Annotated in this window: 16 protein-coding genes; all 16 read right to left on the bottom strand. The window is 37.8% G+C overall.

Going from position 1 to position 18,254, the window contains the following annotated elements; all coding sequences use genetic code 11:
- Positions 1-363 precede the first annotated feature (363 nt).
- The 16 genes from AA0017_RS04705 to AA0017_RS04630 all read right to left on the bottom strand — a co-directional run bounded on the left by AA0017_RS04705 (position 364) and on the right by AA0017_RS04630 (position 18,198).
- Complete coding sequence (locus AA0017_RS04705) at positions 364-1,212, bottom strand: SDR family oxidoreductase (protein ID WP_413379949.1); 849 nt, start codon at positions 1,210-1,212, stop codon at positions 364-366.
- Positions 1,188-2,285 carry a mannonate dehydratase gene (gene uxuA, locus AA0017_RS04700; RefSeq protein ID WP_413379948.1) on the bottom strand — a complete coding sequence of 366 codons (1,098 nt, stop codon included), beginning with the start codon at positions 2,283-2,285 and terminating at the stop codon, positions 1,188-1,190. Before uxuA ends, AA0017_RS04705 begins: the two co-directional genes overlap by 25 nt.
- A gap of 97 nt (positions 2,286-2,382) precedes the next feature.
- The gene (locus AA0017_RS04695) at positions 2,383-3,069 is read right to left on the bottom strand and encodes a GntR family transcriptional regulator (protein WP_413379947.1); all 687 of its coding nucleotides are present in this window, start codon (positions 3,067-3,069) and stop codon (positions 2,383-2,385) included.
- 202 nt (positions 3,070-3,271) lie between these two features.
- Complete coding sequence (locus AA0017_RS04690; protein WP_413379946.1) at positions 3,272-3,670, bottom strand: VOC family protein; 399 nt, start codon at positions 3,668-3,670, stop codon at positions 3,272-3,274.
- 5 nt (positions 3,671-3,675) lie between these two features.
- The gene (locus AA0017_RS04685; RefSeq protein WP_413379945.1) at positions 3,676-4,788 is read right to left on the bottom strand and encodes a Gfo/Idh/MocA family protein; all 1,113 of its coding nucleotides are present in this window, start codon (positions 4,786-4,788) and stop codon (positions 3,676-3,678) included.
- Positions 4,789-4,812: 24 nt separating this feature from the next.
- Positions 4,813-5,976: a Gfo/Idh/MocA family protein gene (locus AA0017_RS04680; RefSeq protein WP_413379944.1), complete on the bottom strand. Its 1,164-nt coding sequence runs from the start codon at positions 5,974-5,976 to the stop codon at positions 4,813-4,815.
- A 62-nt stretch (positions 5,977-6,038) separates the two neighbouring features.
- Complete coding sequence (locus AA0017_RS04675; protein WP_413379943.1) at positions 6,039-7,112, bottom strand: NAD(P)-dependent alcohol dehydrogenase; 1,074 nt, start codon at positions 7,110-7,112, stop codon at positions 6,039-6,041.
- A gap of 116 nt (positions 7,113-7,228) precedes the next feature.
- Positions 7,229-8,110, bottom strand: a complete 882-nt coding sequence (locus AA0017_RS04670; RefSeq protein WP_413379942.1) for a carbohydrate ABC transporter permease — start codon at positions 8,108-8,110, stop codon at positions 7,229-7,231.
- A 12-nt stretch (positions 8,111-8,122) separates the two neighbouring features.
- Positions 8,123-9,082 carry an ABC transporter permease gene (locus AA0017_RS04665; protein ID WP_413379941.1) on the bottom strand — a complete coding sequence of 320 codons (960 nt, stop codon included), beginning with the start codon at positions 9,080-9,082 and terminating at the stop codon, positions 8,123-8,125.
- A gap of 105 nt (positions 9,083-9,187) precedes the next feature.
- Entirely contained in the window at positions 9,188-10,849 is a 1,662-nt protein-coding gene (locus tag AA0017_RS04660; RefSeq protein ID WP_413379940.1) for an extracellular solute-binding protein, read from the bottom strand.
- 427 nt (positions 10,850-11,276) lie between these two features.
- Entirely contained in the window at positions 11,277-12,212 is a 936-nt protein-coding gene (locus tag AA0017_RS04655) for an AraC family transcriptional regulator (RefSeq protein WP_413379939.1), read from the bottom strand.
- 107 nt (positions 12,213-12,319) lie between these two features.
- Positions 12,320-12,973, bottom strand: a complete 654-nt coding sequence (locus AA0017_RS04650) for a YesL family protein (RefSeq protein WP_413379938.1) — start codon at positions 12,971-12,973, stop codon at positions 12,320-12,322.
- 132 nt (positions 12,974-13,105) lie between these two features.
- Positions 13,106-15,166, bottom strand: a complete 2,061-nt coding sequence (locus tag AA0017_RS04645; protein ID WP_413379937.1) for an alpha-glucuronidase family glycosyl hydrolase — start codon at positions 15,164-15,166, stop codon at positions 13,106-13,108.
- A gap of 321 nt (positions 15,167-15,487) precedes the next feature.
- Positions 15,488-15,931 (bottom strand): TlpA disulfide reductase family protein, encoded by a 444-nt coding sequence (locus tag AA0017_RS04640; RefSeq protein ID WP_003324821.1) that lies wholly within the window; start codon positions 15,929-15,931, stop codon positions 15,488-15,490.
- Positions 15,932-16,960: 1,029 nt separating this feature from the next.
- A complete protein-coding gene (locus tag AA0017_RS04635) occupies positions 16,961-17,512 on the bottom strand; it encodes a peroxiredoxin (protein ID WP_413379936.1) in 552 nt (183 codons plus the stop codon).
- A 440-nt stretch (positions 17,513-17,952) separates the two neighbouring features.
- On the bottom strand, positions 17,953-18,198 hold the full coding sequence (locus tag AA0017_RS04630; protein WP_413379935.1) for a YkuS family protein: 246 nt from the start codon (positions 18,196-18,198) through the stop codon (positions 17,953-17,955).
- Positions 18,199-18,254: the final 56 nt, after the last annotated feature.

The following is an 18,254-nucleotide window of genomic DNA, read 5'->3' as shown; positions in this document are numbered from 1 at the left end:
GAATAAACCGGAGCGAGACCCCGCAAGGCTTGCCGAGGAGGCTCGCCAGGTTCCTGCAGGACGCGGAGTATGGTTTTGGGAGCGACCGCCGGAGGGCCTATTATTTTTTTCTTGATGCGCAGTTTATCCGTTTGGTGTGATAGTGCGTTCTCGCTTTTCAAACATGTCAAGGGCATTTGTTTAAGAGCTTCCCTTTCGCTCTGCCAACTAGTTGAACGGATTTTCTCGATGCGAAAGTTGAGTAACTAAGTAATCAAGATCTCTAACCTTTTATCAATTACTCTTTCAAAAAAGGAAAAGCGGTGCACTTGCACTGCTTTTCCTTTTTATGTAAGATGATTTACCTCTAACAAAATTTCTCTTTTACACACCTGAATAAGATAAAAATCCTCCATCAACTGGAACCGTAATTCCTGTTACAAAGCCTGACATATTCTCATCGGCTAACCAAATCAAGGTACCGAGTAAATCTTCTGGCTTACCAAATCTTTGCATCGGCGTATGAGTTAAAATTTTGTGAGAACGTTCTGTTAATGACCCATCTTCATTCGTTAATAGTTTGCGATTTTGTTCAGTTAAGAAAAAACCTGGTGCAATCGAATTTACTCTAATGCCGACTCCTGCCATATGAACAGCCAACCATTGAGTGAAATTATCAATTCCTGCCTTAGCTGCACTATAAGCGGGAACCTTTGTCATCGGAAACGGAGCACTCATGGAAGACATATTAATAATCGTTTTCCCAGGTTTATTCACCATCTTTTTTGAAAAAACTTGTGTGGGAATAACTGTCCCAATTAAATTTAAATGAAAAACAAATTGAAAGCCTTCTGTTGTTAAATCAAAAAAGGTTTTGAGTTCTTTATTATCTAAATCTTCTAATTTAAATGTTTCATTGGTTGTTGCTCCATCAGGATGGTTGCCACCTGCACCATTAATTAAAATATCACATTCTCCCAGCTGTTCTGTTATGAGAGCTTCTGCCTCGATCACACTTTGTTTATCGAGTACATCACATGAAACCGCTAGAGCGGTGCCACCCCTTTCCCGAATATCTTGTTCAACGGCTTTCCCTTTTTCAAGTTGGCGGTTTAAAATAGCCACTTTTACTCCTTGCCTACCAAGTTCGCGGGCCATCGCTCCACATAAAACCCCACTACCTCCTGTAATAACGGCCACTTTCCCTTTTAAATTTCCATTGATTGATAGCATTGTTTCTCCTCCAGCTTCAAACGTCCAAGTGAATCCCAAATTCCCCATAAGTACATAATGCCAAGGCCACGATCGTAAAGTCCATAACCAGGTCGACATTTCTCATCCCAAATATGGCGACCATGATCGGGTCTAGCGTATCCAGTGAAACCAATATCATGGTAAGCTTTCATAATACTTAAAATATCAACCGTTCCGTCAGAAGAGCGGTGAGACGTCTCAATAAAATCACCGTTTTCATACGTTCTCACATTGCGGATATGGGCAAAATGAATACGGTCCGCAAATTCTCTTACCATATGAGCCACATTATTATTTGGATTGGCTCCTAACGATCCACTACAAAGCGTTAACCCATTTGCCGGACGGTCCACAAGCTTTAAAAAGCGCCCGATATTTTCTTTATTAATAATGATTCTTGGTAAGCCGAAAACAGAAAAAGGAGGGTCATCTGGATGAATCGCCATTTTTATATTGTTTTCTTCTGCAACAGGTATGATTTGTTCTAAAAAGTATTGTAAGTTGTTCCAAAGGTCTTCTTCCGTCACCTTTTTATAGTCATCAAATAATTTGGATAAATATTTCAGTCTCTCGGGTTCCCAACCTGGCATTGTTAGGGAAGAGTTCTCAGAAATTTCTTTTACCAGTTCCATAGGATCTATATTGGCAATCTTGGCTTTCTCAAAAAATAAAGCTGTGGATCCATCTTCAAGCTCTTTAAATAAATCTGTCCGTGTCCAATCAAATACCGGCATAAAGTTATAACAAATTACTTTTACCCCGACTTGAGCTAATCTTTCAATGGTTATTTTATAGTTTTCAATATATCGCTCTCTTGTTGGTAACCCTAGTTTAATATCTTCATGTATATTTACGCTTTCAACGACATCAATATTGAGGCCATTAAGCAGAGCTTGTTCCTCCACTTCTTTTATACGAGCCAATGGCCATTCTTCACCTACAGGGATGTCATGAAGAGCCCAGACAATTCCTTCGACGCCAGGAATTTGTTTCACATGTTCTAGTGGAATGAGCTCATTCCCTTCACCAAACCACCGAAATACCATTCTCATCTGTTTACAACTCCATTTCTTCTAGTTCTAAAGCTAATTTGTCCTTCTCTGTTTCTAGTAAAAAATCATCATTCATAAAGGAAGTCACAATATCACCTCATCGTTTAAAATAATTGGGATAAGCGATTTTCAGCTCACTTTGATCGTTGTTCACGAGCGTAAGATGATGATGGATGATTTCTTTTGCTTTTACCGAATCTTGTGCTCGTATCGCTTCAATCATTCCTTCATGCTGGGATAAAAGAATATCCCAATTATAGTTGTCTGTCAGACTCAACATTCTTACGCGATTTAAATGAGTATTCATCTGCTGAATAATCATCCAAATTCTCTTTTTTCCACACCCTTCAGAAATAGTCTCATGAAACTCCTCATCCAGTTCAAAAAATTTCTTATAGTCTCCTACTTCAACACAACGTTTTTGCATATATAAATTAAATTCGAGTTTCTCCAAATAGGTAGGGGAAAAGAGCTCACAGGCTAATTGTATAGCGGCAATCTCTAAATGTTCACGAATAAATCTAGCCTCTTCTACATGCTTAAGATCAATGAGTGCGACAAATGATCCTCTTTGTGGAAATACTTCTAAGAGTTCATCTTGCACCAGTTTAACAAAGGCTTCTCTTACAGGAGTTCGGCTGACTTGAAGTTTTTCCGATATTTCTTTTTCTGATATGTTTAAACCTGGTTCAAGTTTTAATGAGATAATATTTTCTCGCAATACATGATAAACGTAATCTCGGGTCGACGCAAACTCGTTTCGTTCACTAATTTCAAAAATCAATTTATCCCCCTCCTTCCATACTTACTCCTAAAAAATCAAAGAAACGTATCCGTATCAGGATTTTTTCATTCTTTCTTGTGCATGTCTCTATTCTTTTAGCGCTAGACTTTTAGACAAAGGACTGCCCCCACTCTAATTGACTAACTAGTCAGGGCTCAGTCCTTATTCATTACTAAACATACTTGCTCACCAAATTATCTAATCATTTTTCTACCCTGAGCATCGCTTGGTCAACATTCAGTTCAATTAAATTCCGATCTGGGTCCATGCAAAAAATTTGAGCAAATCCACTGTCACTATTTGGTTTCTCTACAATCTCAATTCCTTTATTCTTTAAATATTGAAGAGTTTTTTTATAATCTTTCACACGGATAGCAAAATGACCATCCTTTGTCTGAATATCGCCTTTTCTTAAAGTATCAGAAGTTGAGTGCACAATTAAATGAAGTTGCTGGTTCCCAATTTGATACCAAGCACCAGGAAAATCAAAATCAGGACGCTCTATTTCTTGAAAACCAAGAATCGTGCCATAAAAAAACTTTGCTTTTTCTAAATTCGTAATAGAAAGGCTCACATGATGTATCGACTCAATTTCAAACAAATGGATCACCCCTTCGATGGTATCAAGCTTACCTGTGTTTCAGCGGTTTCAATTTTTAGTGCTTGTTCCTGTGCAATAATACATAACTCAGCCGCTTTAAAAGCATGTTCTTGTGTCATCGCATTTTCCGTGCCTTCTAAACAATCTAAAATAAACTGTCCAAAATAAGGGAAGCCAACTTTTCCCGATAACTCGAAATGCTTCTCTCCTTCTTGATTAACAAGATATAAATGATTTGACGTGTTATCACGAGCAATATCAATATATTTACGAATTTCAATATACCCTTTTGTACCTAAAATAAGTGCACGTCCATCTCCCCATGTCCCGAGTCCATCTGGGGTCAACCAATCAACCCGAAAATAAAAAGTTGCCCCATTATCGGCCACAAGTGTCGCATCACCAAAATCCTCAAAATGAGCGTATTCCTTAAAATGATAATTCGCTACTTTACTGTGTAATACCTTTGCATCTTTTGCTCCTGTATAATGAAGAAACTGTTCAATCTGATGACTGCCAATATCACATAAAATCCCACCGTAACAATTCGGATCAAAGAACCAATCTGGTCTACTGTTAGCATTGGCACGGTGCGGCCCCGTTCCTATTACTTGAATGACTCGCCCAATCGCCCCTTGTTCAATTAATTGTCCAGCAAACACAGCACTTTCGACATGCAAACGTTCACTATAATAAATGCCCCACTTCAGCCCTGTTTCCGCTGTTTTCTGCCTTGCTTTTTCGACTTGCTCAAGCTTCGTAAAAGCTGGCTTATCCGCAAAATAATGCTTCCCATGCTCCAACGTTCTAAGACCTAACTCTCCCCGTTCATTCGGGATACAAGCGGACGCAATGAGCTTAATTTGAGAATCATTTAAGATTTCTTCTTCTGATGATGCGACTTTTACTTTAGGAAAAATCTCGCAAAATTTTTCTACCTTTTTAGGATCTGGATCATATACGGCCACTAGTTCTGCACCGGCTTCAAGCAACCCATTACACATTCCATAAATATGACCATGATCAAGTCCAATAGCAGCAAAAGGAAAACTCCCACTTTCGATAACTTGGTTAACCTTACCTATTGGTGCATAATTCATTCCGTCTTGTTTATCCATACTGTCCACCCCTTATCAATCGTTTTATTGATCGTGTGAATAATTTCCACCCGTCGTAATCTTATTTTCCGTAAAATTCTCAATGCTACTTTTCTTCTCATAAAAATGAGTGGCCTGCTTCATAACTCCTTCTCTTGTATAAAATGGACTGTTTTCATTTAACGGGAGAGTCACCGATGTGTTCAAACTTGAAGCTTGGTAAATAGCTGTAATAAGTTCAAGTGTTTGTCGACCTTGGATACCATCCACGAGCACTTCTTTATTTCCTTCGACCGCAAGGAGCACATCATTAATTTGACCCGTATGTCCTTCGTATTGAATATCTGGTTGTTTATCATACACTTGCTGGATTTTCTCTTCTAATTCTTGATCTTTTTCTGGAAAACCATTTGATAAAGATTTGGACGCGGTTAGTTTCCATGGAACCGAAACACGAGCTTTTTTCCCTTGGAAAATCAATTGTTGCTCTTCTCCATGATGAACAACTGAGCTCGTCACTTGCGCTAAACTTCCATCATCATAACGACAAATCGCAATTGACAAATCTTCCACCTCTGCATTGTTGTGAGAAGTATTTGTTGATACAGCTGTTACTTCTTTTGGCATCCCATTCATCCATTGGAAAATGTCAATATGATGGACGGCATGGTTTAAGGTACACCCACCGCCTTCTTTTTCCCACGTTCCTCTCCACCAAAGATCATAATAACTATGGCCTCTCCACCAAAATGAATCAACTTGTGTATGAACGATTGGACCCATCAGCTTTGTCTCAAGAACCGTTTTTAGTTTCATCATTGGCGTCTGAAAACGATTTTGAGCGACCACTGAGAGCACTTTTTGATTTCTTTTTGCTGCTTCATTCATCGCATCACATTCTTCTAAAGAAGAGGCCATCGGCTTTTCAACTAATACATGCTTGCCAGAATTTAATAAAGCAATCGCCGTTTGGGCATGAGTATAAGGAGGCGTACAAACTGAAACAAGATCAATATCCGTGCGCTCAGCTAACTCCTGATAATCTGTATACACATTTACATTCAGACGATGCTCACTTGCTAGTTTTTCAGCTTTTTCTGGATAAATATCACATAAAGCCACGATTTCACAACGTTCCGAAAATTGTTGATACGCTTTAATATGAGCTGGGGCAATCGCACCAGCTCCAATAATGGCTACTTTTATCATCAAAACCCTCTCCTCTTCCATAGTGAATTGTCGTTGGTAAGTTCATTTAACCTAAAGAACCATTATTTTTCTGATATTTTCTCTTTCAAGTTGGGATAAATCATAATTTTTATACTTGTTTCCTTTTGGGTTCTCGCCATTTCGACCGCCTCTTTAATATCTTTCAAATCATAACGGTGCGTAATGATGTTTCGTATATCAACATCCGCTCGACTTAAAGCTTGAATGGCAGCTGGATATGTATTGGCATAACGAAACACCCCATATACATCAATCTCAGCATCAATTAAAGTAGAAATATTGATCGAAATGTCATCAGTAGTTGGTAAGCCAACAAGGACAACACGCCCACCGCGGTTAACGATCGTAACCGTTTCGGAAATCGCTCGTTGATTTCCTGATGTTTCAATTACCACATCTACCCCTTGTTTTTCCGTCAACTTCGAAATCTGTTCTTTGATTGAATCTGAGAGTGGCTCTAAAACGGCTGTAGCACCGATCTTTAATGCCAATTCTCTCCGCGATGAAACAACATCACTTGCATAAATTTCTCCTACACCAAAAAGTTTCGCACTTTGAATGGCTAAAAGCCCGATCGGCCCTAAACCTGATACAAATAAACGATCCGCCGGATGAACATTGCCACGAATCATGGAATGAAAACCAACGGAGAACGGTTCAAGTAATGCCCCTTCCTCATAACTCATTTCATCTGGAAGTTGATAGAGAAAATCACTACGAATCGTGACATACTCAGCCCATGCTCCATCTACTGGTGGTGTTGCCATAAAGACGACATCTGGACATAAATTATAACGCCCGGATTTACAATATTTACAACGCCCACACGTAACACCTGGCTCAACAGCTACCCGCTCTCCAACCGTAACATTTGTCACCTCTGCTCCTATTTGAACGACTTCTCCAGCTAATTCATGTCCTAAAATAAGAGGCTCTTTCACTTCATAGCGACCTATTTTTCCATGTTCATAATAATGGATATCTGACCCACAAACGCCAATACAATACACTTTTACTAATGCCTCATCAGCTGCCGGCTTTGGTACAGCTACTTTTTTCACTTCAATTGATAATCGTTCATTTAAAATCGCTGCATCCATTAATTGTGGAGACATCAGATAGTCCCTCCTCCAAGCTTTCAGACATACTACTTCCATAATAAAAATGAAATACTTGCCACCTAATCATACTAGTATGGTATAGACGTTTAAAAAAACAGAAAACTTACTAGTTATTCTTTCTCTGCTCCTAAGACAATTCCCTTTACAAAATACTTTTGAATAAACGGATAGACAGCCAACATTGGTAATGCGGCAATAAAAATTTGAGCGGATTGTACCGTACGTTGTGATAAATTACGCAATGTTTCTGCATCTGTTATTTGGCTAAAATCTTGTTGCACAATAATCGTCTGTAAAAAAGTTTGCAATGGATAATTCCTTGCATCATTGTTATAAATCATCCCATCAAACCATGAGTTCCAATGAAAGACCATTGTGAATAATGAAACGGTTGCAATCGCTGGAACAGCAATCGGCAAATAAATTTTCAAGAAAATCTGAAAATGGTTTGCTCCGTCAATTAAGGCCGATTCCTCTAGCGACTTAGGTACAGATGTACGGAAGAAGTTTAAAAGTAAGATTAAGTTAAAAGCATTTATAGCGGTTGGCAATACTAAAGCCCAAATTGTATTCGTTAAACCTAATCCTGTTACAACCATATATGTAGGAACCAACCCACCATTAAATAGCATTGTAAAAATAAAGAACCAGACATATATTTTACGCCCTTTGAATTCTTCATCATACTTTGAGAGCGAATAAGCCGCACATAGTAGTGCCCCCATAGAAATGACTGTACCTAGTACTACTCGAAGAACCGAAATAAAGAAAGAACGAATAAAATTTTCGTTTGCTATTGTTCGTTCATAGGCATCGATCGTAAAATCAATCGGCCAAAATGAAACAATATTTGCTGCTGCAGCTCCACTTCCACTTAACGATACAGCAAAAATATGAACGAGCGGAAGTAGACAAAGAACAGACATCAAGATCATAAAGCTATAATTAAAAATTGTAAAAATGGTATAGCTTTTTGTTTTATACATCCGCATAGGAAACCCCTCCTAGAAAATTCTCCAGTTTGCATACTTGTAAGCTAAACGATATCCTACAATGATTAACACTAAGCTAATAACCGATTTGAATAAGCCTACAGCTGTACCATAACTAAAGTCGCCACTCACTAATGAAACACGATATACATATGTATCAATAATATCTCCTGTTTGATAAACGAGCGGATTATAAAGGTTAAAGATTTGGTCAAAACCAGCATTTAATACATTTCCTAATGATAATGTTCCAACGACGATAATGATTGGTAACATAGCTGGTAATGTAATAAACAAAGTTTGCTTCCAACGATTCGCACCGTCAACAACTGCCGCTTCGTATAAACTAGGATTCACAGCCGTAATCGCGGCAAGGAACACGATCGTGTTAAATCCCGTTTCTTTCCAAAGATCACTAATAATAACCGTCGTTCTGAACCAGTCATTACTTCCTAAGAAAAAGATGGGATCGACACCAAACCATAATAGTCCTTGGTTCACGAGCCCTCCATCTGGTGAAAGTAAATCAAGCAAGATACCACCTAAAATAACCCAAGATAGAAAATAAGGTAAATAGATAATCGTTTGAATCGTTCTCTTAATCGCCATTTTGTACATTTCATTTAATAACAGAGCAACTGTAATCGGTACGATTAATCCAAAAATCATTTTTAATAAAGAAATAATGAGCGTATTCCAAATGACTTGCCTTGCATAGTCATATTCAAACATCATTCTAAAATGTTCAAGCCCAACCCACTGAGAGTCAAAAAACCCTAACCAAGGCTTAAAATCTTGAAAGGCCATAACGACACCAAACATCGGGGCGTATTGAAAAATAAGGCCGAGAACAAGTGCGGGTATCAATAAAACATGTAGTTGCCAAGTTCGTTTAAAATTCCATATTTGTTTCTTCTTTTTCATTTTTGGAGTATTGTTCGTTTTTTTCCCTACTACCGGCTGACTCTCCATGACTTCCCCTCCTTATACGTAAAGAAAGTGACTGATCTTCAAAAACAAGATGCGAACGATTTCATCGGTTCTATAACCGTTCGCACCGAAAGCTTTTAAATTGTATTAATTACGAACCGAATCGTACCACTCGTTTACTTCTTCAGTAATTTGATCGCCACCAGCTTTTTTCCATTCTTCAACGAAGTCATCAAAAGCTTCTAATGGTTTGTTCCCTAAAATAATGTCAGCAAATAATTCATCTTCTAATCTTTCTAAATGCTCTGATCTAGAAATCATTGTATCTGTTGGTGGTCCTGTGAACTCTTGCACAATTCGAATATCATTTTGTTTATTCACAATCGCTGCAGCTTCAATATAATCTGGTTGTCTTCCTGCAAGACCTGCTTCATAACCATTGACTGGGTCTCTTCCCGTATCATGAAACTCCTCTAGAAGACTATACATTTCATACGGAATGGTTGGGATATTAGTAGGTAAGAAATATCTACCTGGATCGACATGCTTTTCTCCCGTAACCTCTTCAAATTCATCAATATTATAAACAGGCTCTCCATCTTGTAATACATAGTCATAACCTTCGAATAGACCGTATTCAAAATGCTCCGACTCCCCTAATGTATAACCAATAATGGCATCCCAATATTCAAAAAATTTATCCATATGTTCAAATTCACTATTAAACAAGAAAGAACCTACAATTAATCCTTCTCCTCTTCGACCTGCTTCACCATCTGGACCCGTCACATGGGCAAAAGGCTTAACGACAGCATCTGGAATAACTTGTTCTATTTCACCAATCGGGTAACCGTGAGCCCATGGAGGAGCTGCCATTATTCCAGATCTTCCAGAAATAAAACTTTCCTGAGCATCACCCGCACTTAAAATAGCAAAATCAGTTGCTAAGTAACCTTTTTCGTACCAGTCTCTAATTTTAGCTAAGCCATCTTTCACACTTGGTTGAATAGAACCGTATACAAGGGAACCATCTTCTGCTTGACTCCAAGCACCAGGAACATAATCACCATATGCACCAAACACCCAACTGGCGTCAGCGATGTTTCCACCACGGAAACCATTATCACCAGCAGCAAGAGTAATACCCATTGTATCGTTTCGCCCTGAATCATTAGGGTCTTCATTAACAAAAACATCCATAACTTGTTCTAATTCTTCTATTGTTTTTGGAGCCTCTAAATCAAATTTATCAAGCCAATCTTGGCGAATCCAAAGCAGTGTGTCTGAACCATTCCCACCAGAGTATCTAGGAATACCATAACGTTCGCCATCTCTTGTTGATGGATAAAAGGCTTCTGGAAATCTTTCAAATAATTCTTTCAGTCTTGGCGTTGCATGTTCTTCAATCGCTTCATCAAGCGTCATTACTTGCCCTGACTGAAGCAAATCTGCCTTAATATTATTATTTGAAACTAAAAATACATCTGGTAATTTTTCACGTGAGGACATCATTAAACGTAGCTGAGTATTAAACTGTTCATCATTAGGCTGTGTCCACTCTGTCACAAACTTAATTCCTAGTTCCTCTTCTGCCCATCTCGTTACAACATTATCATGAACATTTTCTCCGTCCTTAAACACCGTACCGTCATCGAGGATACGTGCGGTTGTAATCGTTACAACTTCATCACTGCCCTCTGAACCTGGATCTGAGCTTGAATCTGAACTACTTTCATCGTTTGAACAAGCCACTAAAACAAGACTTGTAAGTACAACTAAGAAAAACAGATAACTTGATTTCTTTAACATTTTTTATCCTCCTTTTATGATTCATTAAACCCCTTTTCCTTAAGTACAGAAAGAACAACTAATTATGAAAGCGTTATCATTTATTTTAAAAAACCTACCTCCATTCACCTCCTTTCATAATCCCTTCCAATCAATATGATGAACCCTTCGTCAAAAGCAGATTAAACAACTAAAACCTATTCCTAATTCCGCATACTAATCGGACTAGTATAGCAGTGCAATGAATAAGAGAGTGAGTTTTTTAAGATATTCACAAAATCTCTTTCTCATAAAATAGAAAAATAATATGATTGAATTTTTTGGTAAAAATAAAAAGTAACATACACGGTATGCTACCATGCAAGTTACTTTTATTTTAACAATGGAAATATTCAGAATCCATGTACATTTCTGTATAGTTCATTACCCAAATCTGTACTTTATTACTTTATCGTTTTTTTCGCTTCACATTTACCAATCGATATTGACTCGGTGTTAGGCCTGACCATCTTTTAAACTGTCTACTAAAATGGGCCGTATCATGATAACCCATTGTGTAAGCAATTTGTTCTACTGTATTATCTGCTTCTGAAAGTAATGCCTTTGCTTCATTTAACTTTTTAAATGATAAATATTGACGGGGGGACATATTATAAACCTTTTTAAAAATCTTGTGGCAATAGGAGCTACTAATATTTAGTTCATTCGCAATCTCTTCGATTCCTACTTTGTCGATATTATCAGAATTAGAATCTTCTGTTCGTTTAACTACCTGCTCAATCCGCTCAGCAATTCGATAAGCGATTTTTACAACTTTGTCACTTTCAGATTCATAATCGTCCTGCTGTATAAGTCCTTCAATTAAAGCACTTAATAATTCAAACATAAGTGAATGCACTTTCATTTTCTCACTCAAATTCACTTGAGGAGCCCTACAAACTTGGATCAATCGATTTAAATACGGAGTAATTAAAACACTCAGCTTTGAACTTGATGGAAAAAAAACATCTTGTGAATTTTTCAAAAATGGAAGAAAGAGTTTATCATCGATATCAAAATGGAGACAAAAATAAGTAAATCCATCTTTTCCTCCACATTTACTTGAATGAACATCACCAGGGCGAGTAATGATGATATCCCCTGCATGCTGCTCATACGGTTGCCCCTTAACATAAAAAATTTGATGGCCTTCTAACACCATATTAATTTCATATTTCGGATGCTCATGTTCAGGGTATTCCCACGTATTTTTGACCGTACGAAGATGCATTCCATACAACTCAAATCCCGTTTTCATATCTGGATAAGTGTATTCTTCTAAACTGTATTCGGTTGTACAATAATGTTTATCAACTACCTTCCTATCTAAAAAAGTAAATTCCACACTTGCCCCTCCCCATTTAACTGAAATCGTCTTTTCAGTTCTGGTAAACAATCAGCTCATTCACTAAAAATAGTTTTGCGTTATCAACTTCGATATAGAAGATCCTTTTAGTGAGTCGACTCTTTTAACTCTTGTGCTTTTTGTTTTCTTGTCTCCAAACGTTTAAATGCAAAGTATGCGGTTCCCATCATGATACAACCAAATACACTCACACCAAATACGGGAATTAATCCAGGAACTAACCAAAAAACATAGTACGTTAAGGACAATGTAATAACCAAAATAATCGTCATTAAAGGGCTCAATAGTCCAATTAGAAAGGCATTTTTAATATATTGAAAAAATTTAAGATCATAGTGAACAAATACTGGAATAAGATAAGCAACTGCAACAAAATAAAAGAAGCCAACCATAACAAATACAAAAGTTAAGATAAGTTGTAAGACACCACTCACATGGTTGATGAATTGGAAATCAATATACAAAATATAGCCAACAACCCCAACAAGCACTCCGAGCAAATTTGCCTTTATAAACTCTTTTTTATAAGTAGTAAAAAAAAGTTTAAATATACTTACATCTGTTTCACCCATAAACCATCTACGGATGACCGTAAACATGGCAACTGTCGCAGGCATCCACCCAAACACAACAAACCCTATTAAGGTAAAAAATATCCATAATAGATTAATATAAGCCAATCGCATAATCCACTCACTTATTCGATAAAATCCACCCATAAAGCCGCCTTGATTTAGCATAATTCACCTCCACCATTCATTTAGAATATGTAACCCCTTTCATTATATCATTTTAATTTTTGCTTTTTACCAGTATGCTCATAGATACTTACTATTAAGCTAACCTCCTTCCTACTTTCCTTATGCTCCACTCTAATAGATGGTCCTATTCTTTTCGTCCTTTATTCCTGACTTACGAAAAAAATAAGTATTGATCATATCGCGCCATTGTTTGGCATTTTCAATTTGTCGTTTCAAGCGTTTCATGACATTTTGATAACGCTCTTCATCCACTTTATCTTTTAACAAACTCCAACGTTCCTTTAAACCGACCGCTTGCTCCACCCCTTCAAAGTGAGTGTTATAAATATGCTGAATAACTGTCACACCTGACTTTAACTTATGTGTATACGGAACGTGATGGAAAAATAATAATAAATCATCTGGACACGTTTCAAGAGATTCATATATTTCTTTATTCTCTTTAAAATATTGTGCCGTATATCCTGTTCCACTGCTTACTGTTCGATCGACACCGATTCCTTGGTTATCAGCAAAGTGATACGTTCCCCACACAGAGTATTCGTATCCGTCTACATTAGGTCCATAATGATGATTCGGGTTCACCATCCAACCAACACCAAGTGGTGATGTATAGTTTTCATAAATAGGCCAAGAATCTAAGAGCATGGCTGTTACGTACTCGACCACTTCAGGATCATGACCAAATGTCGCTCTAACCCACTCATCCGTAATCACTTCCGTCGAAAGATCTGGATTCCATATTAATCTTCCATACCCATACAAGTTTGCTTGAGCTAGTTGATGGCCCGTCCAATTGTCATCATTTCCAATATTAGAGACAGCCGCAATACCACTTAATTTATTTTCAAAAGTCGATCCGTCTACAATCCTTTTGATAGGCGTCCCTGCTCCAGCTGCAAATGTATCAAACTCAAGAATTTCCTTCCACTGCGGAATGAGGTAACATAAATCGATCTGTTGTCCTGTGTATTCTTGTGTCACTTGAAACTCTAACATTTGATTCGTTTCCGTCATCGCTCCAAATAATGGAGAGTTTGCTTCACGTACTTGAAAATCCATTGGTCCATTTTTAATTTGCAAAATAACGTTATCATGAAACTGTCCATCTAATGGTTTAAAATGATCGTAGGCCGCCCGAGCTCGATCCGTTTTACGATCGCGCCAATCTTGCATACAATTGTAAACAAAACATCTCCAAATCACAATCCCACCAAAAGGTTCTAAAGCTTCGGCAAGCATATTTGAACCGTCCGCATGGTTTCTGTCATATGTAAAAGGACCTGGTCGATGTTCGGAATCCGCTTTGACAACAAAACCTCCAAAGTCTGGGATAAAGCGATACACATCTTTGGCTTTTTCTTTCCACCAATCGCGAACATTTGGATCAAGAGGATCAGCTGTTGTTAATTGATCTAGTTGAATCGGACTCGCATAGTTTATACTTAAAAAAGTTTGAATGCCATAACTTCTAAAAATATTAGCAACACTAGCTACATCTGGAAGAAATTCATCTGTAATCAATTTCGTTTCAACCGTATGAACATTGACATTATTAATCGAGATTGCATTTATGCCGACAGAAGATAACATTCTTGCATAATCTTTTATTCTCTCTAAGTTTGTCGTAAGAGCATTGTTCTCAAAGAAAATCGATTTTCCAGCGTAACCACGTTCAATACTACCATCCATATTATCCCAATGATTAATCATCCTTAGCTGATTTTTCGGATTTTCAACAATATTCAGACTTCCTAAATGCTGTTTGGTTTGAATCAGTCTTAAAAAATGAAAACTTGCATACAAAACTCCTTTATCTGTTTTACTAGATAACAGAATAGTAGGTTTCTCACCATCAGCGATTGTACGGATTATATATCCCTCTTCATTTAAACGCTCAAAAAGTTGATGACTTACCAAACTTTGATTCTCCGCAGTCGCTAAAACAATCTGATGAGGAGAAGTAGAGTCAACCGTTGAAGGCTTTTCACCGCTCATTTTTGTAATCGCATCATAAAGCTCCATTTTTGCTGAGCTACCTAGCTCTGTATCCACTAAAGAAACAATCACCTTTAGCCACTTTTCGTTTTCATTTAACCAATCTTTATCCGAAATCGTTTCGTACCTCAACCACGCTTTGTACGCTTCCATGCTTTTTTCATTTTTAATCATCAAAGTTCCTCCATTCATTAGACTTACTTTCAATTAACAATATACTTCTTCTCCTACATGAGCGAAGTTTAAGAGAGTTTAACAGCTCACACATGTAAACACTTACATTATAACTTAAATTGAAAAGCACGCAACCATAAAACGAAAGATCCGACAAAACGGATTTTTTTCTCCGCGGAACGCGTAGGGTATACAACTGGCGGAGTAAGCCAAACTTATTTTAACTACAAGGACTTTTTAAGTGGTCTCACCATTAATAAAAAAACTACTAATTCCCCGTATGATTTCGGGAAATTAGTAGCTATCATAAAGCTTTGAATATTATTTAATACCTAATACTCGGTTTACGCGTTTTGTGAGCATTTTCATGCCACCGCCACCTGCTTGAAAGTGACGCAATTGACCTTCTTCATCAAATACATAATAAGCAGGAACGTATTCATTTTCGAATGCATCTGTTAATTTATGTTGGTTATCAACAAAAATCGGTTGTGTGATCCCATGCTCTTTAGCCACTTTTTCAATTTCTTCTAAGTTTAAGTCCTTTTCAGAGCGCGGCATATGAACCGCAATGACTTCTAATTGATCTTTGTACTCATCACGGAACTCATTTACATTTGGCATTGCTTCTTTACATAAACCACAACTGATCGACCAGAAGTGAATTAGTACTGGTTTTTTTAAGTCTGCTTTTGAAACTTCACCGTTTAACCACGTTGTCGCTCCATCAAGCTCTGGCATTTGAGATCTTAATTTTAAAGCCATATCATCATCCTCCTAAAATAAAAAGCGAAGTCCGTTTGGACAGAAGCGAGAAAAAATACAGGGCGGCTGTTGAAGACGCTTTTTGTCTTCATAAAGACGACCGATTTTTCTCGAGCTTCTAACGGACGTAGCTAGATTGATAAAAAGCGCAGTCCGTTTGCTCAGAAGCGAGAAAAAATAAGAACAGCTGATGAAGACGCTTTTTGTCTTCACTCAGATGGGCGATTTTTCTCGAGCTTCTAACGGACGCAGCTAGATTGATAAAAAGCGCAGTCCGTTCGCTCAGAAGCGAGAAAAAATAAGAACAGCTGATGAAGACGCTTTTTGTCTTCACTCAGATGGGCGATTTTTCTCGAGCTTCTAACGGACGCAGCTAGATTGATAAAAAGCGCAGTCCGTTCGCTCAGAAGCGAGAAAAAATAAGAACAGCTGATGAAGACGCTTTTTGTCTTCACTCAGATGGGCGATTTTTCTCGAGCTTCTAACGGACGCAGCTAGATTGATAAAAAGCGCAGTCCGTTCGCTCAGAAGCGAGAAAAAATTAGGGGCGGCTTCTGAAGACGCTCTTTGTCTTCATAAGACGAACCGATTTTTCTCGAGCTTCTAACGGACGCAGCTAGATTGATAAAAAGCGCAGTCCGTTCGCTCAGAAGCGAGAAAAAATTAGGGGCGGCTTCTGAAGACGCTCTTTGTCTTCATAAGACGAACCGATTTTTCTCGAGCTTCTAACGGACGCAGCTAGATTGATAAAAAGCGCAGTCCGTTCGCTCAGAAGCGAGAAAAAGTGGAGTTGGTTTACTCCACCAGCTGCATACCCTCCGCGTTCCGCGGGTGAACCGCGAGCCTCCTCGCTCATCGCTGCGGGGTCTCCCGTGTTTCACTTCTCCCGCAGGAGTCTCCGGGTATTCCGCTGGCTCCGCTTTGGTTAACAAAAAACCACTCGATTCAACTTAGTACTGAATTTTGATAGCTTTTTCTCTCTAAAGATGAAAAGCCTAACACATGGTTAGACCTCATCGCTAAAATAAATTAAACGTTAAGTGTTTCTTGACCTGGCTTCCAGTTTGCTGGGCAAAGTCCACCAGTTTGTAATGCTTGAAGGACACGTAATGTTTCTTCTACGTCACGACCAATGTTGTTATGGTTAACAACAGAGTACATTAACTCACCTTCTGGACTAATGATAAATAACCCACGAAGAGCGATACCTTCTTCTTCAATTAATACTCCGTAGTCACGAGCTACTGTGTGGTTTGTATCAGCAGCTAATGGGTAAGCTAAATCGCCTAAACCATTATCATCTCTTGAAGTGTTGATCCATGCTTTATGAGTATGAACTGTGTCTGTAGAAACACCGATTACTTCAGCGTCTAAATCTTCAAACTCATCGAAACGGTCACTTAAAGAAGTGATTTCTGTTGGACATACAAAAGTAAAATCCATTGGGTAGAAGAATAATACTGTCCATTTGTCTTCTTTCATGTTTTCTTCTAAACTTACTTTACCAAATTCTTTATTCGGTAATACCGCATCCATTTCAAATCTTGGAGCTTGCTTTGCAACCATACGCTTGTCTGTCATATATATGACCTCCTCAAATTATCATGCTGTAAACATGTGCAAAATGAAAAAGTTATTTGTGAACTTTTATCATAATTCCTTTGCTACAACATTTCTTATACAAGAACTATTATAACTAATTTCTAATCAAATTGCGAAAGGAATAGACCCTATTTTCACTGATTTGTCATATTCGCATGAGAAAAATGTAAAATAATCATCAATCTCCTACCTCTCTCAGCTAATTATTAACAATAAACCATCATTTTATGATGTTTATAGACTATTTTTCCCAATAAATCATTCGACAATTTTTGCAATCGTTACCTAGTCATATTATCAGTCCGAGTCTTTTAATTGAAAATGAACGTATAAAGATGATGAGAAATATAAAAAAGAAGTCTAATCAAATCGACTAGTCCTTCTTTTTCTTCATATATTCCAGCTAAATTTAGAGAAAACTATTTCCCTATTTTTTGTTCCACCTGCTGGCACACTTCTTGGGCGGTCATCCCATCTGCATTAATAACTGAACCTTGAGTAACGGCCGTTTGAATACCCATTACGTTTTGATCTTGACCAGAAATCACACAACAATCACAACCTTGTGCATCCTGCTCGTTATTTAACTGAACAATATCATATCCCTTTGCTTGAAGCTCTTGTTGCACATCTGTTAATGTTTGTTCAACACCAATTCTTGCCATTGAAATACCTCCATTATTTAGGAAATTCGTACAGTTGTTAGAATCTCCTTAAGCAA

Origin of the sequence: Alkalihalobacillus phoenicis (assembly GCF_047302405.1) — a bacterium.
Taxonomy (GTDB): domain Bacteria; phylum Bacillota; class Bacilli; order Bacillales; family Bacillaceae_D; genus Alkalihalobacillus.
This window is presented reverse-complemented; position numbering and strand designations above follow the sequence as displayed.

Coding starts and splice junctions, on each gene's coding strand:
- AA0017_RS04645 (WP_413379937.1), bottom strand. CDS start 15,166: ATGATTAAAAATGAAAAAAGCATGGAAGCGTACAAAGCGTGGTTGAGG.
- AA0017_RS04675 (WP_413379943.1), bottom strand. CDS start 7,112: ATGTCTCCACAATTAATGGATGCAGCGATTTTAAATGAACGATTATCA.
- AA0017_RS04680 (WP_413379944.1), bottom strand. CDS start 5,976: ATGATAAAAGTAGCCATTATTGGAGCTGGTGCGATTGCCCCAGCTCAT.
- AA0017_RS04660 (WP_413379940.1), bottom strand. CDS start 10,849: ATGTTAAAGAAATCAAGTTATCTGTTTTTCTTAGTTGTACTTACAAGT.
- AA0017_RS04665 (WP_413379941.1), bottom strand. CDS start 9,082: ATGGAGAGTCAGCCGGTAGTAGGGAAAAAAACGAACAATACTCCAAAA.
- AA0017_RS04705 (WP_413379949.1), bottom strand. CDS start 1,212: ATGCTATCAATCAATGGAAATTTAAAAGGGAAAGTGGCCGTTATTACA.
- AA0017_RS04635 (WP_413379936.1), bottom strand. CDS start 17,512: ATGACAGACAAGCGTATGGTTGCAAAGCAAGCTCCAAGATTTGAAATG.
- AA0017_RS04685 (WP_413379945.1), bottom strand. CDS start 4,788: ATGGATAAACAAGACGGAATGAATTATGCACCAATAGGTAAGGTTAAC.
- AA0017_RS04650 (WP_413379938.1), bottom strand. CDS start 12,973: ATGCTAAATCAAGGCGGCTTTATGGGTGGATTTTATCGAATAAGTGAG.
- uxuA (WP_413379948.1), bottom strand. CDS start 2,285: ATGAGAATGGTATTTCGGTGGTTTGGTGAAGGGAATGAGCTCATTCCA.
- AA0017_RS04630 (WP_413379935.1), bottom strand. CDS start 18,198: ATGGCAAGAATTGGTGTTGAACAAACATTAACAGATGTGCAACAAGAG.
- AA0017_RS04670 (WP_413379942.1), bottom strand. CDS start 8,110: ATGCGGATGTATAAAACAAAAAGCTATACCATTTTTACAATTTTTAAT.
- AA0017_RS04640 (WP_003324821.1), bottom strand. CDS start 15,931: ATGGCTTTAAAATTAAGATCTCAAATGCCAGAGCTTGATGGAGCGACA.